Here is a 24,925-nt window from a genome sequence, read left to right as displayed (position 1 = left end):
TAGCGGCTGGACTTGGCTGAACAATAGTGGCGTCGCCCTGGCAGCATGCTGCAACAAGGCGGACCATCGCCTGTTATGGCCGCTGCCCGTTTGCCGCTATCATAGGGACCCTCCCAGCCATCTGAACCTGATCGACGCCATGACCTTGCAATACCCAACCATCGCCGATTGCGTCGGCAACACGCCGCTGGTGCGTTTGCAGCGCCTGCCCGGCAACACGTCCAATACCTTGCTGTTGAAGCTGGAAGGTAACAATCCGGCCGGCTCGGTGAAGGATCGGCCGGCGCTGTCGATGATTGCCCGGGCCGAGCTGCGCGGCGATATCCGTCCCGGCGATACCCTCATCGAGGCCACCTCCGGCAACACCGGTATTGCCCTGGCCATGGCCGCGGCGATCAAGGGTTACAAGATGATCCTGATCATGCCGGACAACTCTACCGCCGAGCGCAAGGCGGCAATGACCGCCTACGGTGCCGAGTTGGTGCTGGTGTCGCGCGAGGAGGGCATGGAAGGTGCCCGCGATCTGGCCGACAGCCTGGAGCGCGGTGGTCGCGGCAAGGTGCTCGATCAGTTTGCCAATGGTGACAACCCCGAGGCGCACTATCTGGGCACAGGCCCGGAAATCTGGCGCCAGACCCAGGGCCAGATCACCCACTTCATCAGTTCCATGGGCACCACCGGGACTATCATGGGTGTCTCGCGCTACCTCAAGGAGCAGAATCCACAGGTGCAGATCGTCGGCTTGCAGCCGATGGAAGGTGCAAGCATTCCCGGTATCCGCCGCTGGCCCGAGGAGTATCTGCCGAAGATCTACCAGGCCAGTCGCGTTGACCAAATTATCGATATGGCCCAGCGCGAAGCCGAGGATGTGATGCGACGTCTGGCGCGTGAAGAAGGCATTTTTTGTGGTGTTTCCTCCGGCGGGGCGGTGGCGGCGATGCTGCGACTGTCGGCTGAAGTGGAGAATGCGGTGATGGTGGCGATCATCTGCGATCGCGGCGACCGCTACCTGTCGACAGGCGTGTACGACACGCCGGAGCTCTGATGGCCAAGAAACCCAGCGGTTTGCGCTTCCAGCCCAGTGGCGGTGTGCGCGCGACGCAGATCCCGCTCGGCAAGAAGCAGAAACTCAGTATCGAACGCTTGGCCAACGACGGTCGCGGGATTGCCTTTGTCGAGGGACGCACCTGGTTCGTCAGCGGCGCCTTGCCCGGCGAAGAGGTCGAAGCCCGGGTGCTGGGTGCGCGCAGTCAGGTGGTCGAGGCCCGCAGCGAGCGGATTATCACTGCCAGCCCCGAGCGACGGCTGGAGCCTTGCGCCCATGCGCGTACCTGCGGCGGCTGCAGCGTGCAGCACATGAGCCATGCTGATCAGCTGGCCCTCAAGCAGCGCATGCTCGGCGAGCAGTTCAGCCGCCTGGGCAACGTGCAACCGGATGAGTGGGCAGCACCGTTGGTCGGGCCGGAGTTCGGCTACCGTCGCCGCGCGCGCATCGCCGTACGCTGGGACGTCAAGCACAAGCGACTGGACGTCGGCTTTCGCGCCGCGGCCAGCCAGGACATCGTCGCCATCGTCGATTGCCCGGTTCTGGTACAGCCCTTGCAACCGATCCTGCGCGCGTTGCCGGCGGTCTTGCGGGCGCTGGAAACTCCCCAGGCCATCGGTCATGTCGAGTTGTTTCATGGCAGCACCAGCGCTGTATTGGTGCGTCACACCTCAGCCTTGGGCGAGGCCGATCTGGCTCGCTTGCAGGCGTTCTGCGTGGCCCATGATGGGCAACTCTGGCTGCATGGCATCGGCGCGCCGCAGCCGTTCGAAGCAGAGCAAAGCCTGGGCTATCGCCTGCAGCGCTGGGATCTGCAGCTGGCCTATCGGCCCGGCGATTTTGTTCAGGTCAATGCCCTGGTGAACGAGGCGATGGTCGCTCAGGCGCTGGACTGGCTGGCGCCGCAGGCGGATGAGCGGGTCTTGGATCTGTTCTGTGGTCTGGGTAACTTCGCTTTGCCGCTGGCGCGTCTGAGCCGTGAAGTGGTGGCGGTGGAAGGGGTGCAGGCGATGGTCGAGCGCGCGGCGCAGAATGCGGCGAGCAACGGCATTGGCAACCTGCACTTTTTCCAGGCCGACCTGTCGAACCCGCTGACCGAGAGCGGCTGGGCGCAGGGCGGTTTTGCCGCCGTGCTACTCGACCCGCCGCGAGACGGCGCGTTGCAGGTGGTCAGGCAGATTGGCAGTCTCGGCGCCAAGCGTCTGGTCTATGTGTCGTGCAACCCGACCACGTTGGCGCGTGACACTGCCGAGTTGCTGGGGCAAGGTTATCGGCTGGAAAAGGCCGGCATCCTCGATATGTTTCCGCAAACGGCGCACGTCGAAGCGATGGCGCTGTTTGTCAGGCAGTAGATGAACGCGCCTGGATAAGGCGGCAGGGTGTTGGGTTTTCCGGCTCCGCCCTTATCTAGATGCAGCAGGGGTGCACAAGGAGTGTGCCTTAAGTGGTTAAACCGCCCGGGTCGAAGAAGTCCGGCGACTGTCCGGTGTGCGTGGCGCGCACCCTAGGGAAGGTAAGCAAGATGGTTCAGGTTAGAGCGCACCAGCCGATCAACGATGACGGCAGCATCAACCTAGAGGCCTGGCTGGCCCATGTACTCAGCGTCGATCCGGCGCTCGAACACGATGCCTTGCTCGACGCCTGCGAGTTCGCTCGCGAGGCCGAGCAGCAGGCCAATGCGGCACAGAATCTGTGGACGGAAGGGGCTTCCAGCTTCCGCGCCGGCCTGGAGATCGCGGAGATTCTCGCCGACCTCAAGCTCGACCAGGACTCGCTGGTCGCCGCCGTCATCTACCGCGGCGTACGCGAGGGCAAGGTGACCCTGGCGGCGGTGGAACAACGCTTCGGCCCCGTGGTGACCAAGCTGGTCGACGGCGTATTGCGCATGGCGGCGATCAGCGCCAGCCTCAACCCGCGCGACTCCCTGGTGCTCGGCTCCCAGGCTCAGGTGGAAAACCTGCGCAAGATGCTGGTGGCCATGGTCGATGACGTGCGCGTGGCGCTGATCAAACTGGCCGAGCGCACCTGTGCGATCCGCGCGGTCAAGCATGCCGACGACGAGAAGCGTCAGCGTGTGGCCCGCGAGGTCTTCGACATCTATGCCCCCCTGGCCCATCGCCTGGGCATCGGCCATATCAAGTGGGAGCTGGAAGACCTGTCTTTCCGTTACCTGGAGCCGGAGCAGTACAAGCAAATCGCCAAGCTGCTGCACGAGCGCCGGCTGGATCGCGAGCAGTACATCAATGACGTGATGAGCCACCTGCGCCTGGAACTGGAAGCCACCGGGGTCAAGGCCGACATCAGCGGGCGGGCCAAACACATCTATTCGATCTGGCGCAAGATGCAGAAAAAGGGCCTGCAGTTCAGTCAGATCTATGACGTGCGCGCGGTGCGAGTGCTGGTGCCGGAGATGCGCGATTGCTACACCGCGCTGGGTATCGTGCACACCCTCTGGCGGCACATTCCCAAGGAGTTCGACGACTACATCGCCAACCCCAAGGAAAACGGCTACCGCTCGCTGCATACCGCCGTGCTCGGCCCGGAAGGCAAGGTGCTGGAGGTGCAGATTCGCACCCACGCCATGCACGAGGAGGCCGAACTGGGCGTCTGTGCGCACTGGCGCTACAAGGGCACCGACGTCAAGTCCGGCTCCAACCATTACGAAGAAAAGATTTCCTGGTTGCGCCAAGTGCTCGAGTGGCACGAGGAGCTGGGTGATATCGGTGGACTGGCCGAGCAGTTGCGCGTCGATATCGAACCGGACCGGGTCTATGTGTTCACCCCGGACGGTCACGCCATCGATCTGCCGAAAGGCTCTACACCGCTGGATTTCGCCTACCGGGTGCACACCGAGATCGGCCACAACTGTCGCGGCGCGAAGATCAACGGGCGCATCGTGCCACTCAGCTACAGCCTGCAGACCGGTGAGCAGGTGGAAATCATCACCAGCAAGCACGGCACCCCAAGTCGTGACTGGCTGAACTCCAACCTGGGTTATGTCACCACCTCGCGGGCGCGGGCGAAGATCGTCCACTGGTTCAAGTTGCAGGACCGCGACCAGAATGTCGCCGCCGGCAAGGCGCTGCTCGAGCGCGAGTTGGTGCGCTTGGCACTGCCCCATGTGGATTTCGAGAAGCTGGCCGAGAAGGCCAACCTGAAAAATGCCGAAGACCTGTTCGCCAGCCTCGGTGCCGGCGACCTGCGTCTGGCCCACCTGGTCAACCTGGCGCAACAGCTGGTCGAGCCGGAGCGCGGCAGCGAGCAGCTCGAGCTGATCCCGCGCAAGGCCTCGGGCTTCAAACCGGGCAAGCGCGGCGATATCCAGATCCAGGGAGTCGGCAACCTGCTGACGCAGATGGCCGGGTGTTGCAAACCGCTGCCAGGCGATCCGATCGTCGGCTACATCACCCTCGGTCGCGGGGTCAGCATCCACCGCCAGGATTGCGCCTCGGTGCTGCAACTGGCCGGGCGTGAGCCGGAGCGGATCATCCAGGTCAACTGGGGGCCGGTGCCGGTGCAGACCTACCCGGTCGACATCATCATCCGCGCCTATGACCGTTCCGGCCTGCTGCGTGACGTGACCCAGGTGCTGCTCAACGAAAAACTCAACGTGCTGGCAGTCAATACCTACTCGAACAAGGAAGACAACACCGCGTCGATGTCGATTACCGTCGAGATTCCCGGGCTGGATGCCCTGGGGCGCTTGCTCGGGCGCATCTCGCAGTTGCCCAATATCATCGAGGCCCGCCGCCACCGCGCCTCCTGAGCTGCTGCGCTCTATCTGGCGTTGTTGAAGGCCTACCGAAAAATGCTCATTGGCTAGAGCCAGCTCCGCTTTTTCGGCAGACCTTCGCCTAGCCAGCTATTCGCTCGCGACGCTCAGGGTTCCGTGTAATGTTGCCCACGATGGAAGCGGCTTCAGCCGCGAAGCCTTGACCAAACTAGAGCCGAAACGCCTATGTACCAACTCGACGACCTGCTGCATCTGATGGCCCGTCTGCGCGACCCGCAGCATGGCTGCCCGTGGGACTTGAAACAGTCCTACGCGAGTATCGTGCCCTACACCATCGAAGAGGCTTACGAGGTGGCCGACGCCATCGAGCGCGGCGACTTCGATCATTTGCCCGGCGAGTTGGGTGACCTGCTGTTCCAGGTGGTGTATTACAGCCAGCTGGCGCGCGAAGAAGGGCGCTTCGAGTTCGCCGAGGTGGTCGATGGCATCACCCGCAAGCTGATTCGGCGTCATCCCCATGTGTTCGTCGACGGCGACCTGTATGGCGCCCCCGATGTGGCCAGGCTCGAAGAAGCGGCGGTCAAGCAGCGCTGGGAAGAGCTCAAGGCCGAGGAGCGCGCCGAGAAGGCCGCCACGCCTGAGCAATTGTCGTTGCTCGACGATGTGCCCAATGCCTTGCCGGCCCTGAGTCGTGCGGTCAAGTTGCAGAAGCGCGCCGCCCGGGTCGGTTTCGACTGGCCCGCGGCCTTGCCGGTAGTGGACAAGGTGCGTGAAGAGCTGGATGAAGTGCTCGAGGCCATGAGCGAGAATGACCCGCAGGCGATCGCCGAGGAGGTTGGCGACCTGCTGTTCGTGGTGACCAACCTCGCCCGCCACCTCAAGGTCGACCCGGAGTCGGCACTGCGTGCCGCCAATGGCAAGTTCGAGCAACGCTTCCGTTTTATCGAACAGGCATTGCGCGAAGCAGGGCGGGCCATGGAAGATTGCGACCTGGAAGAATTGGACGCGCTCTGGGGCGAAGCCAAGAAGTTGGAAAAACAGCAAATACCGGATTGCTGATTTCACTGGATTGGTTCCATCGATCCATTATTTATTGTTCGGAAAGGTAGGTTATGGCGATCTCACTACGCGATCAGTTGCTCAAAGCCGGGCTGGTCAACGAAAAGCAGGCCAAGCAGGTCAGCAAGGAAAAGCAGAAGCAGCAGCGCCTGGAGCAAAAGGGCCAGGTCGAGAAGGACCAGTCACAAAAACTCGCCGCCCAGCAGGCCATGGCCGAGAAGGCCGCGCGCGATCAGGAACTCAATCGTCAGCAGCAGGAAAAGGTCGAGCAGAAGGCCCGTGCCGCGCAGATCAAGCAACTGATCGAGGTGTCCCGGCTGCCCAAGTTGACCACCGAGGATTACTACAACTTCGTCGACGACAAGAAGGTCAAGCGCCTGTCGGTGAACAAGCTGATGCGCGACAAGCTCAGCAGCGGCTCGCTGGCCATCGTACGCAGCGGCGGCGGTTATGAGGTGATCCCGCGTGAGGCGGCGCTGAAGATCCAGGAGCGTGATCCGCGGCGCGTGATCGTGCTCAATACCCCGACCGAAGCGGCGGATGCCGACGATCCGTACGCCGCCTACCAGGTGCCGGATGATCTGATGTGGTGATGGCCATGCTGCCGTAGGGTACGCGGGGCGCCTAGGTCGTGCGCGCCAACCTTCTTCGGCCGGTAGTGCGCACGGTACAACCTACTTGCTCCTGGCGTCGAGTCGGTGCCCGGATGCGATCCGGGGGCTGCTGGTGCAACCGCTATTACCCCCGGATTGCATCCGGGCTACGGTTTTCGGGTGTTTTGTAGGAGGTCCCCCGTCGTCCAGACGCCGCGCTGTCGCGCAGCAAACTGGGGGGCAATTGCGTTTATCGGCTTGTAGGTACCCGTAGGAGCGGGCCATGCCCGCGATGCGTTTCGCGGGCATGGCCCGCTCCTACAGCCGCATGAAAAAGCCGGGCATCGCCCGGCTTCACTGTTTCTAGTGCCTCTCAGTCGCGGCGGCCTTCGACCGGCTTGCCGTCGACCGTGCCGTCCTTGAGCATGATCTGGTATTCCTTGCCGTCCTTCTCCACCTGATGCAGGCGAACCAGCAAGTAGCTCCAGTCCTTGGCGAACCAGAGCACGGTTTTACGACTGCTTTGCGTCGGGTCACGCACGCGCTCGACCTTGATCGCGTCGACCTGGCCGGCTTTGGTGCGCACGACTTCTTCGCCGAGTACGCGAAAATCGTAGGTTTCGATTTCGTCGCCGTCGACCACCTGGTAGCTCATGCTTTTCTTGCCGGCGGCAACGTCATATTGCAGCGCCAGTTGATAGGTCGATTTGTCCTGCAAGCCGCGATTGAGCGGAAAGCTCACCGGATCGCCACGGTCGTTGCCGGTCACTTTCTTGCCGGCCCAATCGAAATCGTGCTCGATTTTCTTGCCTTTGCCCAGGCCGCTACGTTCGAAGCGATAGGTCAGGGGCAGAAAGGTATTGCTGTCGAGGCGGAAGGTGCTCTGCTCGCTGAGGCCGGCGACCAGCATGGAGGCTTCGAAACTGAGCTGCCAACGGTCGCCATCCAGCGCCTGCAGGCTGCGCTCGGCAGTACCGCTGACCGGCAGTTGTTTCCAGTCGGCGGTATAGCTGGCGGAGAACGGCTTCAGCTCGCTGGCCAGGGCCGGCAAGCTGAATAAGGCGAGGGCGAACAGTAAGGCGCGACGCATGATATCTCCTAGGTGCCTGTCGGACTTGACCGTTCGTAGCGAGGGAAAGTCCGGGTCGAGTCAATTTTGTTGGTCTTGCGAGGCGAATAGCTAGCTATTTAACGAGAAAGAGCGGCAAAAATGACCGAGTCCGGCTTTTCCGCAGTAGAACAGCGTTAAGTCCGACAGGCTCCTAAGTGCGGATCAGGTGGCCGGTGCTCGGCAGCGGCTGGCCATCCAGCATTGCGCCTTGCGCATCCAGACGCAAGCGGCCTTCGGCGAACCAGCGTACGGCCAACGGGTAGATCAGGTGTTCCTGCTCGTGCACCCGTTGCGCCAGGCTGTCCAGCGAGTCGTGCGACTGTACCGGGATCACTGCCTGTACGACCAGGGGGCCACCGTCGAGTTCCTCGGTGACGAAGTGCACGCTGCAGCCATGCTCGCCATCGCCCGCCTCGAGTGCCCGCTGGTGGGTATGCAGGCCCTTGTATTTGGGCAGCAGCGAGGGATGGATGTTGAGCAGACGTCCGGCGTAGTGGCGGACGAAGTCGCTGCTGAGGATGCGCATGAAACCGGCCAGTACCACCAGTTGCGGTTCGAAGGCGTCGATAGCCTCGACCAGCGCCGCATCGAAGGCTTCACGGCCGGCAAAGGCTTTGTGATCGAGCACGCAGGTTTCGATGCCGGCGGCCCTGGCACGTTCCAGGCCATAGGCATCGACGCGGTTGGAGATTACCGCGCGAATGCGCACCGGACTGCTCTTGGAACAGTCAGCGCCCGCCTGGCTGCTGTCGAGCAGCGCCTGCAGGTTGCTGCCGGAGCCGGAGATCAGCACCACTACATTGCAGGCTGCCGGCATCAGTGGCGCTTCAGGTTATTCAGCACGACCCGCTCGGCGCCTGCGGCGGCGGTGGCGATCTGGCCGATCAGCCACGGCTGCTCGCCAGCATCACGCAGGGTCTTGAGGGTGAGTTCGACCTGATCCTGGGCCACGCAGATGACCATGCCGACGCCGCAGTTGAGCACGCGGTGCATCTCGGTTTCGTCGACATTGCCTTGCTCCTGCAGCCAGTCGAACACCGCCGGGCGCGTCCAGCTGGCTACGTCGACCACGGCCTGGGCGCCATCCGGCAGCACGCGCGGGATGTTGTCGAGCAGGCCGCCGCCGGTGATGTGGGCCATGGCCTTGACCGCGCCGGTGTCCTTGATCAACTTGAGCAGCGGTTTGACGTAGATGCGCGTCGGCGCCATCAGCAGGTCGGTCAGCGGCGTGCCGTCGAGCTGGATGGTTTCAATATCGGCGCCGGCGACCTCGATGATCTTGCGGATCAGCGAGTAGCCATTGGAGTGCGGGCCGGAGGATGGCAGGGCGATCAGGGCGTCGCCGCTGGCGACCCTGGAACCATCGATGATCTCGGCCTTTTCCACCACGCCGACGCAGAAACCGGCCAGGTCGTAGTCTTCGCCCTCGTACATGCCCGGCATTTCTGCCGTTTCGCCGCCGACCAGCGAACAGCCGGCCAGTTCGCAACCGGCACCGATGCCGGTAACCACGGTGGCGGCCACGTCGACGTTGAGCTTGCCGGTGGCATAGTAGTCGAGGAAGAACAGCGGCTCGGCGCCGCACACCACCAGGTCATTGACGCACATGGCGACCAGGTCCTGGCCGATGCTGTCGTGCCGGTTCAGGTTCAGCGCCAGGCGCAGTTTGGTGCCGACGCCGTCGGTACCGGACACCAGAACCGGTTGCTTGTAACCCGCCGGGATCTCGCAAAGGGCGCCGAAGCCGCCCAGGCCACCCATGACTTCCGGACGCGCGGTGCGTTTGGCCACACTTTTGATGCGCTCGACCAGGGCTTCGCCTGCGTCGATGTCTACACCTGCGTCCTTGTAGCTGATGGAGGGTTGCTTGCTCATAGATCCAGGCCTTTAAGGGGGAGTTCGGATGTGCACCGGCGCTGCGGCGGTCGGTCTGCGAAGGCGCGCGATTTTATCAGGCTTGCCGGGCAGCGGCCACCCGCAGCGCGCGGTGGTTGCCGGGCCGCAGGCGGCTGTTTAAGGTATAAGGCGTATGCTACGGCCTGTCCGCTGCCTTCCGTCTGTCGAGAACCTATTCATGCGCCTGATCGCTCGTCTGTTAATCCTCAGCCTGCCACTGTTCTGCCTGTCCAGCGAGGCTGCGACAGTGAGTGATCTTTATCAGGTCCGCGAGCCGGTCGCCAGCCAGCAGCCGGAGGAGCGTGATGCCGCCCTGGGTCGTGCCCTGCAGACCCTGGTGCTGCGCCTGACCGGTGACCGCGAGGCGGTAAACAACCCGGCGCTGGCCGAGCTGCGCAAGGATCCACAGCAGATCATCAGCCAGTACGGATATGAAGAAGACCGTCTGCTGGTTGATTTCGACCCCGTCAGCACCGACCGCAACCTGCGCCAGGCCGGGTTGTCGCTGTGGGGAGCCAATCGCCCGGCGGTTCTGGCCTGGTGGCTGAACGATGCCAGTGACGGTTCGAGTCTGGTCGGCGATGGCCAGAATAGTGCCGCCCCCTTGCGCCAGGCGGCACAGCACCGTGGTTTGCCGCTGCGCCTACCGATTGCCGACCTGAGCGAACAGTTGCTGGCAACCTCCGAGAACCTTGGCGCGACCGAGCCGCAGGCGCTGCGTGCAGGGTCCGAACGGTATGCCGCCGACGCCTTGCTGGCCGTCCTGGCGCGTGAAGATAACGGCGAGTGGCAGGCCCAATGGCGTCTGTGGTTGGGCGATGTGCGCGAGCAAGGCAAGGCCCAGGGCGCCGATCAAGCGGCATTGGCCGATGCCGTGCTGTTGATGGTGAGCGAGCGGCTGGCGCAACGCTATGTGGTTGCCCCGGGCGCGGCGACCAGCTTGACCCTGGAGGTGCAGGGTGCCGATCTGGCGCGCTATGCTGAGCTGCAGCGCATTCTCCAGCCGCTGGCTGCGCAGTTGCACAAGGTCGAGGGCGATCGTCTGGTCTATCGCGTCAATGCCAATGCCGAGCAGCTGCGCGCGCAGCTGGCGCTGATACATTTGCAGGAAGTGGCAGTCGAAGCCCAGCCACTTGACGCCGACCAGTCGCCGCAGCCGCCGACCGGTGAGCCGGCGCCTCAGGTGTTACGGCGTGACGATGTGCTGCGTTTTCGCTGGTAGACTGCCGCGGGTCGCCGAACGCGGGCCGTTGCATAGGCCGCTTGAAAACTGCCGGCCAATACGGCGCGGCACGCCAGTTTGCGCGTTGCTCTGTCAGGCTTTCGTTCACGGGCCTGCAGACTGTCTGGTTGCACCAATCGAGGGTTGAGCATGATTGATTCACGTCGCTGGCTATGGATAGCTGGGCTGCTCCTGCTCGGCTGGCTGCTGTATCTGCTGCAACCGATCCTCTCGCCGTTCCTGATCGGCGTGCTCTTGGCTTACCTGGGTGATCCGCTGGTCGATCGGCTCGAGCGTTGGAAGTTTTCGCGCACCTGGGGCGTGATTGTGGTATTCGCCCTATTCAGCCTGATCCTGGCGATTTTGCTGCTGGTGCTGGTGCCGATGCTTGGCAAGCAGCTGATGCGCCTCTACGAACTGGCGCCGCAAATACTCGACTGGGCGCAGCATCAAGCGCTGCCTTGGGTGCAGGCCAAGCTGGGGCTGGTCGACGGTTTCTGGCGTTTCGATCAGCTCAAGTCGGCGTTCTCCGAGCACCTGGGGGAAACCAGCGACATTCTCGGCATGCTGCTGTCGAAGGCCACGGCCTCGGGCCTGGCCCTGTTGGCCTGGTTGGTCAACCTGCTGCTGATCCCGGTGGTCAGCTTCTATCTGATGCGCGACTGGGATCTGATGGTCTCCAGGTTGCGTGGCTTGTTGCCCCGCCACCACGAAGGGCTGGTGGTGAAACTGGCCAGCGAATGTCACGAAGTGCTCGGCGCCTTTCTGCGCGGGCAACTGCTGGTGATGCTGGCGCTGGGGGTGATGTACGCAGTCGGCCTGATGCTGATCGGCCTGGAGCTGGGGCTGTTGATCGGTTTGCTGGCAGGCTTGGCCAGCATAGTGCCTTACCTGGGCGTGGTGGTGGGGGTCGGTGCCGCATTGACCGCCGGCCTGTTCCAGTTCGGTGGCGATTTCTACCCGCTGTTGGCCATTGTTGCGGTGTTCACCGTCGGCCAGATGCTCGAAGGCATGCTGCTGACGCCCTGGCTGGTCGGTGACCGTATCGGCCTGCATCCGGTGGCGGTGATCTTCGCGATCATGGCCGGCGGCCAGCTGTTCGGCTTCACCGGCGTGCTGCTGGCGTTGCCGGTGGCGGCAGTGATCATGGTTCTAGTGCGTCATGCGCATGATTTATATAAACTTTCGGATCTTTATGGGGAGCCCCCCAGCGCTTCTGACGAGCCGATCAGCCCAGCATGAGACCCATTCAACTGCCCTTGGGCGTGCGTCTGCGCGATGACGCCACCTTTGCCAACTATTATCCCGGCGCCAATGCTGCGGCGCTCGGCTATGTCGAGCGCCTGTGCGAGGCAGAGGCCGGCTGGGCGGAAAGCCTGATCTACCTCTGGGGCGGTGCGGGAGTGGGGCGTAGCCATCTGCTGCAGGCGGCCTGTCTGCGTTTCGAGCAGCGCGGTGAGCCGGTGGTGTATCTGCCGCTGGCCGAGCTGGTCGAGTACGGTCCGACCATGCTGGATAACCTGGAACAGTACGAGCTGGTCTGTCTCGATGACCTGGATGCCGTTGCCGGGCGCAGCGATTGGGAAGAAGCGCTGTTTCACCTGTTCAACCGCTTGCGCGATAGCGGTCGACGTTTACTTCTGGCAGCTAGCCGTTCGCCGCGTGAGCTGCCAGTCAAGCTGGCCGACCTGCAGTCGCGCCTGACCTTGGCGCTGGTCTTCCAGTTGCAGTCGCTGTCCGATGAAGACAAGTTGCGTGCCCTGCAGCTGCGCGCTTCACGCCGTGGCCTGCACCTCAGCGATGAGGTCGGCCGCTTTATCCTGACCCGGGGCGAGCGCAGCATGAGTGCGCTGTTCGAGTTGCTTGAACGCTTGGATCAGGCCTCCCTGCAGGCCCAGCGCAAGCTGACCATTCCCTTTCTTAAAGAAACCTTGGGGTGGTAGCAGCCGGCAGGCCGCTATCGCTTGATGGGTTACGCCGCGCCGATATCCGTGATGTTGCCGGGTTAGCCGGCAGGCGGCTAACCCATCTACGGACAGGGCTGGTAACCGTCCGGTTGTAAGCACAAACCGTAGGCCGGGTTAGCGGCGCATGCCACGGACGTGTGGACGACACGGGCTCCGAGCGCCTCGTAACCCGGCATGGCGCCAGCCGCCCCACCGCCATGCCGGGTTACGCCGCAGCCGGTCCGGCGGTTTGACCGGGCCATCGCGCAGGCAGCTAACCCGGCCTACGGATCGCGACTTTGCGCAACTCTTCGGCGAATCAGCCAACGCTTCTCAATTCTCCCCAGCCAGTTTGCGGTCGTACTGGAAGCACCAGCGGGTGTACATCAGCGCGGCGCAGAACAGGCTGACACTGAGCAGGGCTTGTACCCAGCCAAACAGTGCCTTGGATGGATCGAAAGCGGCCAGTACCCCCTGAATGAAGTACAGGTTGACCACGAAGCAGGTCCAGGCGTGGGCGCGGGCGTTGCCGAGGATCAGGCCGGGGGCGAGCAGCAGCAAGGGGGCCAGCTGGAAGGCCAGGATCACCCAGAGCAGTTTGCCCGGTATGTCGGCGAACATCAGGTTCCACACCAGCAGCAACACCGTCAGGGCCAGGAAGCTCGTCAGGCTGACGGCACGGCTGACGGCCATGCGCGGCTTCAGCCAGTCGAGCGACGGCAGGGGTTTGGGGGTTTTAGCCACGGATGGTCTCCAGTTTCTGTGCGGTCTGCGCCAGGCGCTGGCCCAGTACGCGGCAGAGGGTGATTTCATGTTCGTCGAGGGCGCGCTTGCCGTCTGCGCCAGCATGGTGGCTGGGGCCGTAAGGCGTACCACCGCCGCGGGTCTCCAGCAGTGCGGACTCGCTGTAGGGCAGGCCGGTGATCAGCATGCCGTGGTGCAACAGTGGCAGCATCATCGACAGCAGGGTGGTTTCCTGACCGCCGTGCAGGCTGGCTGTTGAGGTGAATACACCGGCCGGTTTGCCGACCAGGCCGCCGCTCAGCCACAGGCTGCTGGTGCCGTCGAGGAAGTACTTCAGCGGTGCCGCCATATTACCGAAGCGGGTCGGGCTGCCCAGGGCCAGACCCGCGCAATTCTTCAGGTCGTCGAGGCTGACGTATAGCGCGCCTTCGACGGGGATCGGCGGGGCTACCGCTTCACACTCGCTGGAGATTGCCGGTACCGTGCGCAGGCGCGCTTCCAGTCCAGCCATTTCCACGCCACGGGCAATCTGTCTGGCCATGTCGGCGGTGGCGCCGTGGCGGCTGTAATACAGCACCAGGATATAGGCTGCGCTCACGGCAGGATCTCCAGGACTTTCTCCGGTGGCCGACCAATCACCGCCTTGCTGCCGGCGATCAGGATCGGCCGTTCGATCAGTTTCGGGTGGGCCACCATGGCCTCGACCAGTTGCGCCTCGCTCAGGCCAGGGTCGGCCAGATTCAGCGTACGGTATTCGTCTTCGCCGCTGCGCAGTAGTTGCCGGGCGCCGATCCCCAGTTTGCCGAGCAAGTCGTTCAATTGGGCGGCGCTGGGAGGGGTTTCCAGGTAGCGCACGATGGTCGGCGTGAGGCCGCGCTCTTCGAGCAGTTGCAGGGCGCCACGGGATTTCGAACAGCGGGGATTGTGATAGAGCGTCAGATCGGTCATATGCAGGTCGCATCTTGAGTCAGGTGGCGGCTATTCTAACCGCCTCGGCGCCCTGGTCTGAACAGGGCAGAGTTTTTGTGGTCTGCAATTGGGCCGGTGGGCTAATCGCTAAGGAGAGGGCATGCGTCAGCGCTTGAATGATTGGTTGGAATTTTGGCGCTTTCTGCTGCAGCGCTTTCTCGCCGATCGAGGCGCCAACAATGCCGCGGCGTTGACCTACACCACGCTGTTCGCGGTGGTGCCGATGATGACCGTGACCTTTGCCATGCTCTCTGCCGTGCCGGCATTCCAGGGCACGGGTGAGCAAATCCAGACGTTTATTTTTCGTAACTTCGTGCCCTCGGCCGGTGAAATGGTCCAGGAATACCTGCGCAATTTCACGGCCCAGGCCCGCCAGCTGACCTGGGTCGGCGTGGTGTTGCTGGCGGTTACCGCCTTCCTGATGCTGGTCACCATCGAAAAAGCCTTCAATACCATCTGGCGGGTACGCCAGCCACGTCGGGGTGCCTCGAGCTTTCTGCTGTATTGGGCAATTCTGAGTCTGGGGCCGATCCTGCTCGGCGTCGGCTTCGCGGTCAGTACCTATATCGCTTCGCTGTCGCTGATCTCCGGGCCAGATGCGTTGATTGGCGCGAAAACCCTGTTGGGTTTCGCGCCGCTGCTGTCCAGCGTAGCCGCCTTCACCTTGCTTTATGCCACGGTGCCCAACGCGCGAGTGCCCCTGCAGCATGCGCTGTTGGGCGGGTTGTTCGCTGCGGTGCTGTTCGAGGTGGCTAAAGCGCTGTTCGGTTTTTATGTGCAGCGGTTCCCAGGCTATCAGTTGATTTACGGGGCCTTTGCCACGGTGCCGTTGTTCCTCCTGTGGATCTATCTGTCCTGGCTGATCGTGTTGTTTGGTGCCGAATTGGTCTGCAACCTAAGTTCGTCGCCGCAGTGGCGCAAGCGCGCCATGCCGCGGTTATTGGTGGTGATGGGGATCTTGCGGGTGTTCCATGCGCGTCAACAGTCAGGCCTGAAAGTGCGCCATCGCGATGTGCAGCGCCAGGGCTGGCAATTGCCGGAGCATGAGTGGGAGGAGGTGCTCGAGTTTCTCGAACAGCAGCAGTTGGTCGCGTCGACCAGTGCGGGGGCCTGGGTGCTGAGCCGTGATCTCGATCACTACAGCCTGCAGCAGTTGCTCAATCGTAGTCCCTGGCCGCTGCCACAGCTCAGCCAGTTGCCGGAACAGCTCGACGAGCCCTGGTATCCAGCGCTGCGCCAGGCACTGGAGCGGCTGTACGAAGAGCAGGCAGTGTTGTTCGATGGCAGTCTGGCGGACTGGTTGAACCCTGTCGTCGAGTGACAAAAAACGTCATTTTGCGGCGTAGCGTCGATTTTCGCCTATTGCTATTGGCACTCGCAGGCCCTTCTGGGGCAAGAGGAGGCTGGCACGCTTTTGGCTATTGCTATGGCAGATTGCAATCAGCTTAATCGGGACTGAAGGCGTTTTATGACAACTGAACGTTTTAGCGAAGCCGCTCATGGCAAGGTGATCCACCTGCATCAGCGCGATCCGCAAGAGGCGCTGGAACGGCTGAATCGAATTACCGGGCTGCATTTCGTGCGCTGGCCCGAGTCGCTGGTGCCTCTTCTCCCGGAGCCCGCAGCAGAGGCGTTAGCCGAGCAAAGCGGTTGTGCAGTGCGAGTCGGTGCCTGAACAAAGCAAAACCCCGCGATTTTCGCGGGGTTGGTCGACGCTCTGCAGACTTCAGCCTCAGGCTGAAGCTTGACGGCTGTCTTGGCGGGTCGCTTCGACCGCTTGTATGAACAGTTCTTCGACCACCAGGGTCGCCGCCGGCACCGCAGAGCGCAGGCGGATCTGCATATCTTCGATCTTGTGTTTGACCGGGAGTCTGGCGACGCCGGACAACAGGATCTTGTTGTGCAGGCTGACTTTACCGTGATCCACGCTGACTTCGCGGCGCTTGTCGCCATCACGGTAGCTGACCAGCAAAGATACCGGCAGATTGGCCAGCCCCGGCAATTGCAGCCAGGTGGCGATGTTGTATTCGGCTACACGCCCTTCGTAGGGAGTGACCAGCAGATGGGCAGCATCGACGATGCGCGATGGCGCGGGGCCGATCAACTTGTCGTGGGCGGTGGTCATTGTGCTGTTCCCTAGCTTATAGCGGAGCGTATCGATACGTTGGATAACGAATTATAGGCAGAGGGTGCCGAGCAAACTGTGCGCTCGGCCGCCGCTCGATGTGACTCGTCTCGCAGTTTTTGTTGTTCAGGCCAGGCGCAGCGGGTGGCGCGTGACCGAGGCGCTGCTGAGGTTGGCCGGGGGAAGCGGCATGATCATCTGGTTATGCACATTGGCCTGCTGCAGCCAGAGGTTTTCCCCTTCGCCGAACTCCCCATTGGGTAGCCACAGGCCGTGAATCCAGCCATTGCCGGGTGCCGGCGTGCTCTGCAAAATACCTGGGTGAGTCTGTGCGCTGGGTGCACGGCGCAGCCAGACCGGTTTCGCCAGGCCTTTCAGGTAGTGCAGGCCCAGGTGCAGCCCCTCTACATTGAGATGACGCCAGCGCACCAGTGCCAGGCGTGGTGTCGGGCTGCTGGTCAGCAGGAGCACCAGTTGACCCACCGATACCTGAGCTGCTTGATCGGGGGGGCACAGCAGGCGTGCGCCACCTGCACTGGCATCGAGCATCTGGGCTGCCAAGGAGGAAGGTCGCTGCTCCAGCAGTTGGGCGTGTATGGCGGGCAAGCCCACCAGCAGGCTGCAGGCCACATCAAACTCTTCGCGAGGGTAGCGACGTTGTTGCTGGCCCATCCAGTGGTGCTGAACGCGCTCGAGCAGTTGGCGCTCGCGGGGGCTCTGCAATGGGGCTGGATCATGCAGGGCGACCAGCAGGGCGCCCAACTCGAAGCGCCGCAGGTAGTCGCGGCTACCGTCGGGTTGTTGCTGATAGCCGAGGCAAGGCTGTGACTCTGTCAGGTCGACGATCGGGGCTTCGTTGTCGCCCTCGTCATCCCAGGGCAGCAAGCGAGCCAGGCCTGCCAGGGGCGCGAGGGCACCAAACAACTGCGGGCATTCGCCCTCGGCAAGGTGAAAGGGGTTGCTCAAGGCGAGCAGCAGCATCTGCTGGTAAAGGCCGCGCAAGGTGCTCGCCGGCGTTGGCTGGAAGGCAGCTGCGACCGGCTCATCCAGGCATTCCTGATGTTCGCCGATCCAGTACAGCAGATGGCTGTCGCGCCACAGGCTGGGCGACGGTTCCTGATACAGCTGGTAGTGGCGCAGCAGGCTCTGGGCGAGGAAATGCTGGGCCATGTACAGGCACCAGGCCAAATGCGGGAGCGAGGGTTGCCGGCCTTTGAGAATCTGCAACAGCAGGCGTTTGAAACCGATAGCCAGCTCGTTGCACAGGCGCACGAATAACGGTGATGGAAGCTTGCCTGCAAGGTAGGCCGCGGCATAGTGGCGATATTCATCACTGCAGTTTTGCAGCGCACGTTGCCTTTCGAGTAAGGTCATGGCACTGCGGTTGAGCCTGAACAGCAGGCTGAGCACCTGTTGCAGTGCATCTTCATGCTGCAGCGAGCGAGCTTGGGCTAACCGCTCGTTGAGGTCAGCCAACGGCGCCGCGTCTACTTCGAGGATGTCCGGCACTTCAAGGCGCAAGGCATCTAGCGTCATATCAACCCAGTGTGGTCGAGGAGCGAATGCATGGGAACGCGATTCCAGGTCGTGATGCGTGCGGTAATGGGAATCTGTGCCGGCTTGATTCTGGCTGGTTGCTCTGAAGATGTCGGCGTCGATCAGCATGGACGAAAGGTACCGGCTGAGAGTCTGGAAGGCCAGTGGTTGGTGATTAATTACTGGGCCGAGTGGTGTGCGCCCTGCCGTAGCGAAATTCCCGAACTGAATGCCCTCGCCGTGCAGCTCGAGGCGCAATCGGTGAGCGTCGTGGGGGTGAACTTCGACGGTCTGCAGGGAGCGGATTTGATCAAGGCGTCACAAGCGATGGGGATTGAATTCACCGTGCTCGAGGAAGATCCGGCCGCACGCTATGGGTTGCCGCCCAGTGCCGTGTTGCCGGTCACCTATATCGTCGATGACAAGGGGCAGATGCGCGAACGCTTGCTCGGCGAGCAGACGGCGGCCGGCTTGGCGGCGCGGGTGCAGGCCTTGCGTAAGGGAGGGTAGTAGCATGCAGCGAATTTGCTTACATGGTTATGTCAGTGGTCGGGTGCAGGGGGTGTTTTTTCGCCAGGCCACTGCCGAACATGCCGAACGCCTGGAGGTGGATGGCTGGGTACGCAACCTCAGCGACGGTCGCGTCGAGGTGTTGCTCGAAGGCGAGGAGCCCGCGGTGCGCGAGCTGGTCACCTGGCTGGAACAGGGGCCGCCTAAGGCCAAGGTCACCGCGGTCGCGCTGGAGGAACAGGCGTTGCAAGGGATCGCCGGATTCATCGTGCGGCGCTGATGCGTGCAGGCTGGCGCTGATGTAGCCGGGTACTTTTATAAAAAAGTCCGTATGTCATTGATTTTATAGGTTATGACGTTTTATGTAGGCGCGGGGACGCCCAGTTCCTGCAGGTCCCCTCTAGCCGACAGACACGATGCGCCTCCAGTTTGCTGCGCGACAGTGCGGCGTCGAAAGCGAGGCGGGGTCTCCTGCCAAGTATGCACTCAGCTGCGATGCCACAGACCCTGTGCATGAACTCGGGATCTAGCGGATGCGACCAGCCCGAATCACGGCTTGACGTACCAGAAGTCGTGCCAGAAACCTATGACCTTGGCGGGGTAGGTCTGCTTGCCGAGGCTGCCGTTGTAGCGGGCCAGGGCGCGGCTCAGGTTACCGTTCTCTTTGCGCAGATAGAAGCTGAGGATGGTGCAGCCGTAGCGCAGGTTGGTGGCGTTATCGGTGAGGTTGTCCTGCGGGCGGCCGAGTTCGGCTTTCCAGAACGGCATGACCTGCATCATGCCCTGGGCGCCGGCCGAGGAGATGGCGAAGCGGTCGAAGTGGCTTTCCGTGTGGATCAGGGCCAGGACCAGGTCGGGGCGCAAGCCGGCCTTGCTGGCTTCGCGGTGCACCAGTCTGAGCAGGGTCAGCCGCTCTTCGGCGGCAGGGATATAGCGGGCCAGACGGGTCGACATGTCCAGCAGCCAGACTTCCGCATCGAAGCGATCCTGAAAGCTGTCGGCTTCGGCCACTGTGCGCTGCAGCAGCGTACGCAGTTCCGGCTCGGGTGCCTGGCGCAGGTTGGCATGGCTGGGCAGGCACAGCAGCGTAATCAGCAGGGACAGACACAGGCGCAAGGCCATGCTCCGGTTCAGTCGTTGCCGGGGTCGGCAGCCAGGCGCCCGGCATCGCGCATCAGTGCCAGCAGGAAGCTTTCCTGCAGTTCGGGGTCGTTGCGGGTCAGTTCGATCAGGCTCTGTTCCAGCTCGCTGGCTTCTTCCTCCAGGCCCAGCTCGGACAAGCGCTTGACCCGGTGTACCCACTGTTCGACCTCGTCGCCTTCCAGGTCATCGTAGATCAGCTTGTGCGCTTCCTGCAGCTTGCCGCGCAGGGTGCGGCTGACCAATAAGGTGGCATCCGCGCGGGTCGAGCCTTGCGGGTCTGCGACGCTCAACTGCAAGGTGCCGATGCGGTTGAGATCCTGCCCGGCAAAGGGGCTGTCGAGCAGGTTGAGGCGCAGCACGCCATTGCGGTCGGTCAGCAGTTCATGGGTTTGTCCGTCGGCTTTGACCAGTACCGGGCGCTCGGCCCAGGGCAGGCTGGAGTATTCCGTGCGGGCGTCCTGGCGTTGCTCGTCTAGGCTGGCGAGGTTCTGCTGTGAGCGTCCGTTGGACTCGACGTTGATGAACGGATTGAGCCCGGCAAAGCCATAGCTGATCCAGTCTTTGGTGGCACTGTCCGGCAGCCTGCCGAGCAGCACCACGTTGAGTGCGTTGGCGCCGATGCCGGCGACCACGGCGACTGCGCCCAGCGGCACCTCGTAGAGTTCGCGCCAGGGTTGGTAAGGCGTGTAGCGGTCGTAGCGGCGGCTGACCTCGAAGGCGGTCACCTCGAAGGTCTTCTGTTCGTGCACCCGCACCCGCCGCTGCGGCAGCGCCAGTATGCGCGGCTCGCCAACGTCTATTTGCAGGCTGTGATCCAGCAGTTTGCGCTCGATGCGCTCCTCATGCTCACTGCGTTGCGGCAACTGGTTGGCGCAGCCACTCAGAAAGAGGGCGCCGCAGAGTGCGGCGCCGACGAGGCCCAGGGTGCTTCGTTTGAACATGACGGCTCTTATGCAAGGCTGAAATCAGCGGCGGATACGTGCGTGGATAAAGGACAGGATGTCGGCGACGGCAACCACCTGAGCCTCGGTTTCCTGGCGGCTCTTGTATTCCAGATTGCCATCGGCCAGACCGCGATCGCTGATCACGATGCGGTGCGGGATACCGATCAATTCCATGTCTGCGAATTTGATGCCCGGACTGGTCTTTTTGTCACGGTCATCGAGCAGCACTTCGAAGCCGGCAGCCGTCAGGTCGGCATAGAGTTGGTCGGTGGTTTCCCGTACAGCGTCGGTTTCGTAACGCAGCGGCACCAGGGCGATCTGGAACGGCGCCAGCGTGTCGTTCCAGAGAATCCCGCGCTCGTCGTTATTCTGCTCGATGGCGGCGGCAACCACGCGCGATACGCCGATGCCGTAGCAACCCATGGTCAGGGTCGCCGGCTTGCCATTCTCTCCCATCACGGTGCAGTTCAGCGCTTCGCTGTATTTGCTGCCCAGCTGGAAGATGTGCCCGACTTCGATGCCGCGCTTGATCTCCAACGTGCCCTGGCCATCCGGGCTCGGGTCGCCAGCGACGACGTTGCGCAGGTCGGCGACCATCGGCAGGGGCAGGTCGCGCTCCCAGTTCACGCCAAAGTAGTGCTTGTCGTCGATGTTGGCGCCGATCACGAAATCGCTCATCAGGGCGACCGAGCGATCGACTATGCACGGCAGTGGCAGGTTCAGCGGGCCGAGGGAGCCGGCACCGGCGCCGATGGCGTCGCGCAGTTCGGCTTCCGAGGCCATTACCAGCGGGCTGGCCACTTGTTCCAGGTTGGCCGCCTTGATTTCGTTCAGGTCGTGGTCGCCGCGAATGACCAGTGCGATCAGCGTGCCGGCCTCGGCGCCATGCACCACCAGGGTCTTGATGGTTTTCTCGATGGCCACGTCGAACTGGCTGACCAGGTCGTTGATGGTCTTGGTGTTCAGGGTCTCGACCAGGCGCAGGGCTTCGCTCGCTTCACCGCGCGCGGTTTCGTGCGGAACGGCTTCGGCCTTCTCGATATTGGCGGCATAGTCGGAACTGTCGCTGAAGGCGATATCGTCTTCGCCGGATTCGGCCAGCACGTGGAATTCATGGGAGCCGGTGCCGCCGATCGAGCCGGTATCGGCCTGCACCGGGCGGAAATTCAGGCCCAGGCGGGTGAATATCTGGCAGTAGGCCTGATGCATGCGGTCATAGGTCGCTTGCAGCGACGCCTGGTCGACATGGAAGGAGTAGGCGTCCTTCATGATGAACTCACGGCCGCGCATCAGGCCGAAGCGCGGACGGATCTCGTCGCGGAACTTGGTCTGGATCTGGTACAGATTGAGCGGCAGCTGCTTGTAACTGCTCAATTCGTTGCGCACCAGGTCGGTGATCACTTCTTCGTGGGTCGGGCCGACGCAGAATTCGCGGCCGTGACGATCCTTCAGGCGCAGCAATTCGGGGCCGTATTGCTCCCAGCGACCCGACTCCTGCCACAACTCGGCGGGCTGAATCGCCGGCATCAGCACCTCGAGGGCGCCTGCGGCGTTCATTTCCTCGCGGACGATGGCTTCCACCTTGCGCATGACGCGCAGCCCCATCGGCAGCCAGGTATACAGGCCCGAGGCGAGTTTGCGGATCATGCCGGCGCGCAGCATCAGCTGGTGGCTGATCACCACGGCATCGGACGGGGTTTCTTTGAGTGTCGAGAGCAGGAACTGACTGGTGCGCATAATTGGCCGTTCTGTCGGTTGCAAGGGCTTTTGATAGGTCGGCATTGTACGGTGCCTGTACTGTTGCGTACAGGATGCAGGCAGGTGGTTCGGGAGGAGGTGAACGTGATGGTATTGACGGCAGAGCAGGTTCAGGCGCTGATTCGGGCGGGTTTGCCCATGGCCGAGGATATCGAGCTGTGCATCGACCGGCTGGATGCGCAGGGGGTGCTGGCGCGGGTGCCTTTCCACGCCAAGTTGATACGCCCGGGTGGCACCCTGTCGGGGCCGACGATCATGGCGCTGGCGGACGCGGCCATGTATGCGGTGGTGCTGGGACGCTTGGGGCGGGTGGAAATGGCAGTGACCTCGAACCTGAATATCAACTTCCTGGTCAAGCCGAAACCGGTGGACTTGCTGGCCGAGGCGCGAATACTACGCTTGAGTCGGCGCCAGGCGGTGTGCGAAGTGTCGCTTTATTCGCTGGGTAATGCAGAAGAGTTGGTGGCGCATGTGACCGGAACTTACGCATTGCCACTTTGAAGGTGTCTGGTTAAATAATGATCAATATGTAAGTAGTAGACAAGAAAAAGCCCGGCAGAAGCCGGGCTTTTCATATCGCTAACGAATTACAGCTGAATTACAACACGCTCAGCGGGTATTCGACGATCAGACGGAAGTCGTTGACGTCAGCGCTGTAGTGATCATTCTGGGCGCTGTTGGCGCGCCAGATTGCATTGCGAACGCGGAAGGACAGATCCTTCGCGGCGCCTTCCTGGATCACGTACTTGGCTTCCATGTCCAGTTCATGCTCCTTACCTTCGCCAGCACCTGCCACACCTGTTTCGATGTTGTCGCCGGTGATGTAACGAGTCATGAAGCTCAGACCCGGTACGCCGTAGGTGGCCATGTTCAGGTCATAACGCACCTGCCAGGAACGCTCATCTTGGCGGTCGAAGTCGGAGAACTGAACCGAGTTGGCCAGCCAGACGGTGCCGCCGCCGTCGATGCCGTAAGCATAGGCGCTATCGCCGGAGGAGCGCTGGTGAGCCAGGGTGAACTTGTGGGCGCCTAGGGAGTAAGCAGCCGCCAGGCTCCAGATCTTGTTGTCGATGTCGCCCGAGAGCTTCTGGCCTTCATCGGTGGTTTTGTAACCGTTGAAGTCGAAGTTCAGCGCCTGATCTTCAGCAATCGGCAGGTTGTAGTTCAAGTTGACATAGGTCTTCTTGAAATGGTCTTCGACGTCGGAAGCGTGGATGGCGCCGCTGAAGTTGTCGGTAAAGCTGTAGCTGGCACCGATGATATTGGCCGACTTCAAGCCAAAGGTGTCACGGTCGGTGCTGGTTTGGCTGCTGATGGCGGTGAAGCGACCGGCGGTCAGTTCCAGGCCTTCGATTTCGTTGCTGGTCAGCAGGGTGCCGGTAGCCACTTCAGGCAGGATGCGGCTGTCGTCGGTGCTGAAGACCGGGCTGCCAGTCATCTGGTTGCCGTACTTCAGTACTGTGTCGGAGATACGGAACTTGATCGCGCCGCCCACTTCGGTCTGGGTGTCGTCACCGCGACCGCTATCAGTCTGGTCGAACTGGCCCGAGCCATAACGACCGCGGCCGCTGTCCAGCTTGATGCTGGAGAGGGAGTGGGCGTCAACGCCTACGCCTACGGTGCCTTGGGTGAAGCCGGACTCAGCCAGCAGGCGGATGCCCAGGCCAGTTTCTTCACGATAGCCGGCAGGGTTGGTGGAAGTGCTGGCGCCGTTGGTGGCACCATTACGGAAGTCACGGTTGTGATAGAGGATACGGTTGAAGATATTGAAAGTGCTGTCTTCCAGAAAGCCCTTGGACTCGGACTGGCTGGAGGCCACTGCCATTTGGGTACTGCCCGCTGCTACTGCGAGGGCGATTACGCTCCACTTCATCACTTGCATCGTGATTGCTCCTTTGGTTTAGAAGAGTTGCGCTGTCCGGCTGGTTGTTATATGGACAGCTCTTTCTTTTTGTGTCGGCGCTAACTTATAGCACGCGGCCAAAGTTGGCGATAGTTGCAATCTATTCCTTGCACTTTGTTCACGGTCATGTCGCAAAAGACGATGAAGCATGTCGCAATTCTGTAGATTCCCACGTGTGTTTTTCAGCGTCGACGAATTCTGCAATTTCGGTTGCTGGCAACCGGGTTTTGTTGTCTGGCGGCACGGTGTCCCGAGCGTCGCAGTAGCTTAAAGCAAAAGTCGTGCTCAAAATCGCTGGTTTTTATTGTTGCCGAGATTTTGTCGGGTTCTGGCTTTTTCTGTTGCGCATTGTAAGGGGGTTGTCGCCAGGTTTCATAGGGGGTACTGGCGTTCCTCGCGGGTTGTGCGTGCGGCAACGGGGGTGGTGGGCCTGACGCCTGTAGCTGTTCGTTGGCAGCATTTTGCCGGGCAGGGCGGGTGGCAGTGGTAACGCTTGCAGGTGTATCCATTACGGTAAGAAACAAAGTGTGCGCATTAATGGTGCGAGTTTTGCTCTCGCGTGCTCCTGCTTGGTGGCCGGTGCGTGCCCTGGTGGTTGCTCGAGTGCGGGGTGAATCCGCGGCGGCTCCCGCGTATCCTGCCGGCCCGTCGCTTGGCTTCTCGGGTTTGCGGTTGTGGCGCTAAGCTT

General features: G+C 62.2%; 25 protein-coding genes. 13 read left to right on the top strand and 12 right to left on the bottom strand.

From position 1 onward, the window contains the following. The first annotated feature begins 139 nt into the window (after positions 1-139). From cysM to R3355_RS00235, 5 genes are all read left to right on the top strand, one after another. Positions 140-1,045: a cysteine synthase CysM gene (gene cysM / locus R3355_RS00255; RefSeq protein WP_318959562.1), complete on the top strand. Its 906-nt coding sequence runs from the start codon at positions 140-142 to the stop codon at positions 1,043-1,045. Next, a complete protein-coding gene (gene rlmD / locus R3355_RS00250; protein ID WP_318951331.1) occupies positions 1,045-2,397 on the top strand; it encodes a 23S rRNA (uracil(1939)-C(5))-methyltransferase RlmD in 1,353 nt (450 codons plus the stop codon). Before cysM ends, rlmD begins: the two co-directional genes overlap by 1 nt. 170 nt (positions 2,398-2,567) lie before the next feature. After that, positions 2,568-4,811: a GTP diphosphokinase gene (gene relA / locus R3355_RS00245; RefSeq protein WP_318959561.1), complete on the top strand. Its 2,244-nt coding sequence runs from the start codon at positions 2,568-2,570 to the stop codon at positions 4,809-4,811. Between the two features lie 192 nt (positions 4,812-5,003). Further along, a complete protein-coding gene (gene mazG, locus R3355_RS00240) occupies positions 5,004-5,837 on the top strand; it encodes a nucleoside triphosphate pyrophosphohydrolase (protein ID WP_318959560.1) in 834 nt (277 codons plus the stop codon). Positions 5,838-5,890: 53 nt separating this feature from the next. Beyond that, entirely contained in the window at positions 5,891-6,430 is a 540-nt protein-coding gene (locus R3355_RS00235) for a DUF2058 domain-containing protein (RefSeq protein ID WP_318959559.1), read from the top strand. A 373-nt stretch (positions 6,431-6,803) separates the two neighbouring features. Here the strand turns inward: R3355_RS00235 and R3355_RS00230 are convergent, their stop codons facing one another. The 3 genes from R3355_RS00230 to purM form a co-directional block, all read right to left on the bottom strand. Further along, complete coding sequence (locus R3355_RS00230; RefSeq protein ID WP_318949423.1) at positions 6,804-7,520, bottom strand: DUF3108 domain-containing protein; 717 nt, start codon at positions 7,518-7,520, stop codon at positions 6,804-6,806. A 172-nt stretch (positions 7,521-7,692) separates the two neighbouring features. Beyond that, entirely contained in the window at positions 7,693-8,358 is a 666-nt protein-coding gene (gene purN, locus R3355_RS00225) for a phosphoribosylglycinamide formyltransferase (protein WP_318959558.1), read from the bottom strand. Beyond that, complete coding sequence (gene purM, locus R3355_RS00220) at positions 8,358-9,416, bottom strand: phosphoribosylformylglycinamidine cyclo-ligase (RefSeq protein WP_318949421.1); 1,059 nt, start codon at positions 9,414-9,416, stop codon at positions 8,358-8,360. The genes purN and purM overlap by 1 nt, the downstream gene beginning before the upstream one ends. Before the next feature lie 199 nt (positions 9,417-9,615). Between purM and R3355_RS00215 the strand changes: the two genes are divergently transcribed. From R3355_RS00215 to hda, 3 genes are all read left to right on the top strand, one after another. Continuing rightward, positions 9,616-10,659, top strand: a complete 1,044-nt coding sequence (locus tag R3355_RS00215; protein ID WP_318959557.1) for a DUF2066 domain-containing protein — start codon at positions 9,616-9,618, stop codon at positions 10,657-10,659. A gap of 150 nt (positions 10,660-10,809) precedes the next feature. Continuing rightward, positions 10,810-11,901 (top strand): AI-2E family transporter, encoded by a 1,092-nt coding sequence (locus tag R3355_RS00210; RefSeq protein ID WP_318959556.1) that lies wholly within the window; start codon positions 10,810-10,812, stop codon positions 11,899-11,901. Beyond that, positions 11,898-12,602 carry a DnaA regulatory inactivator Hda gene (gene hda / locus R3355_RS00205; protein ID WP_318949418.1) on the top strand — a complete coding sequence of 235 codons (705 nt, stop codon included), beginning with the start codon at positions 11,898-11,900 and terminating at the stop codon, positions 12,600-12,602. The genes R3355_RS00210 and hda overlap by 4 nt, the downstream gene beginning before the upstream one ends. 336 nt (positions 12,603-12,938) lie before the next feature. On the opposite strand, the gene R3355_RS00200 is transcribed toward hda, so the two are convergent. From R3355_RS00200 to arsC, 3 genes are read right to left on the bottom strand one after another with little or no spacing between them, the layout of a single operon-like run. Continuing rightward, positions 12,939-13,349, bottom strand: a complete 411-nt coding sequence (locus R3355_RS00200) for a DUF2069 domain-containing protein (RefSeq protein WP_318949416.1) — start codon at positions 13,347-13,349, stop codon at positions 12,939-12,941. After that, positions 13,342-13,947 carry an NAD(P)H:quinone oxidoreductase gene (gene wrbA, locus R3355_RS00195; protein WP_318959555.1) on the bottom strand — a complete coding sequence of 202 codons (606 nt, stop codon included), beginning with the start codon at positions 13,945-13,947 and terminating at the stop codon, positions 13,342-13,344. The genes R3355_RS00200 and wrbA overlap by 8 nt, the downstream gene beginning before the upstream one ends. After that, positions 13,944-14,297: an arsenate reductase (glutaredoxin) gene (gene arsC, locus R3355_RS00190; RefSeq protein WP_318949414.1), complete on the bottom strand. Its 354-nt coding sequence runs from the start codon at positions 14,295-14,297 to the stop codon at positions 13,944-13,946. The genes wrbA and arsC overlap by 4 nt, the downstream gene beginning before the upstream one ends. Before the next feature lie 121 nt (positions 14,298-14,418). On the opposite strand from arsC, the gene R3355_RS00185 reads away from it, so the two are divergent. Both R3355_RS00185 and R3355_RS00180 read left to right on the top strand, forming a co-directional pair. Next, positions 14,419-15,639: a virulence factor BrkB family protein gene (locus R3355_RS00185; RefSeq protein ID WP_318959554.1), complete on the top strand. Its 1,221-nt coding sequence runs from the start codon at positions 14,419-14,421 to the stop codon at positions 15,637-15,639. A 147-nt stretch (positions 15,640-15,786) separates the two neighbouring features. Then, positions 15,787-15,993 carry a hypothetical protein gene (locus tag R3355_RS00180; protein ID WP_318949412.1) on the top strand — a complete coding sequence of 69 codons (207 nt, stop codon included), beginning with the start codon at positions 15,787-15,789 and terminating at the stop codon, positions 15,991-15,993. Positions 15,994-16,050: 57 nt separating this feature from the next. Here R3355_RS00180 and R3355_RS00175 read toward each other — a convergent pair whose 3' ends face one another. Both R3355_RS00175 and R3355_RS00170 read right to left on the bottom strand, forming a co-directional pair. Then, the gene (locus tag R3355_RS00175) at positions 16,051-16,443 is read right to left on the bottom strand and encodes a hypothetical protein (RefSeq protein ID WP_318959553.1); all 393 of its coding nucleotides are present in this window, start codon (positions 16,441-16,443) and stop codon (positions 16,051-16,053) included. A 126-nt stretch (positions 16,444-16,569) separates the two neighbouring features. Beyond that, a complete protein-coding gene (locus tag R3355_RS00170) occupies positions 16,570-17,979 on the bottom strand; it encodes a PilZ domain-containing protein (RefSeq protein WP_318959552.1) in 1,410 nt (469 codons plus the stop codon). Positions 17,980-18,009: 30 nt separating this feature from the next. On the opposite strand from R3355_RS00170, the gene R3355_RS00165 reads away from it, so the two are divergent. Both R3355_RS00165 and R3355_RS00160 read left to right on the top strand, forming a co-directional pair. Next, complete coding sequence (locus tag R3355_RS00165; protein WP_318959551.1) at positions 18,010-18,489, top strand: TlpA disulfide reductase family protein; 480 nt, start codon at positions 18,010-18,012, stop codon at positions 18,487-18,489. A gap of 4 nt (positions 18,490-18,493) precedes the next feature. Beyond that, entirely contained in the window at positions 18,494-18,769 is a 276-nt protein-coding gene (locus R3355_RS00160; protein ID WP_318959550.1) for an acylphosphatase, read from the top strand. 269 nt (positions 18,770-19,038) lie between these two features. Here the strand turns inward: R3355_RS00160 and R3355_RS00155 are convergent, their stop codons facing one another. Genes R3355_RS00155 through R3355_RS00145 form a run of 3 tightly spaced genes read right to left on the bottom strand, consistent with a single transcriptional unit; the run spans position 19,039 to position 22,313 of the window. Further along, entirely contained in the window at positions 19,039-19,611 is a 573-nt protein-coding gene (locus R3355_RS00155) for a transglycosylase SLT domain-containing protein (protein WP_318959549.1), read from the bottom strand. A gap of 8 nt (positions 19,612-19,619) precedes the next feature. Next, positions 19,620-20,573, bottom strand: coding sequence for a hypothetical protein (locus R3355_RS00150; RefSeq protein ID WP_318959548.1), 954 nt, complete (start codon positions 20,571-20,573; stop codon positions 19,620-19,622). A 24-nt stretch (positions 20,574-20,597) separates the two neighbouring features. Beyond that, positions 20,598-22,313, bottom strand: a complete 1,716-nt coding sequence (locus R3355_RS00145; RefSeq protein WP_318959547.1) for a proline--tRNA ligase — start codon at positions 22,311-22,313, stop codon at positions 20,598-20,600. A 114-nt stretch (positions 22,314-22,427) separates the two neighbouring features. Here R3355_RS00145 and R3355_RS00140 point away from each other — a divergent pair, with 114 nt between their 5' ends. Next, entirely contained in the window at positions 22,428-22,835 is a 408-nt protein-coding gene (locus R3355_RS00140) for a PaaI family thioesterase (protein ID WP_318959923.1), read from the top strand. Positions 22,836-22,932: 97 nt separating this feature from the next. On the opposite strand, the gene R3355_RS00135 is transcribed toward R3355_RS00140, so the two are convergent. Continuing rightward, positions 22,933-24,216, bottom strand: coding sequence for an OprD family porin (locus tag R3355_RS00135; RefSeq protein ID WP_318959546.1), 1,284 nt, complete (start codon positions 24,214-24,216; stop codon positions 22,933-22,935). Positions 24,217-24,925: the final 709 nt, after the last annotated feature.

It is taken from the genome of Pseudomonas sp. (assembly GCF_033723075.1).
Lineage (GTDB): Bacteria > Pseudomonadota > Gammaproteobacteria > Pseudomonadales > Pseudomonadaceae > Aquipseudomonas.
This window is presented reverse-complemented; position numbering and strand designations above follow the sequence as displayed.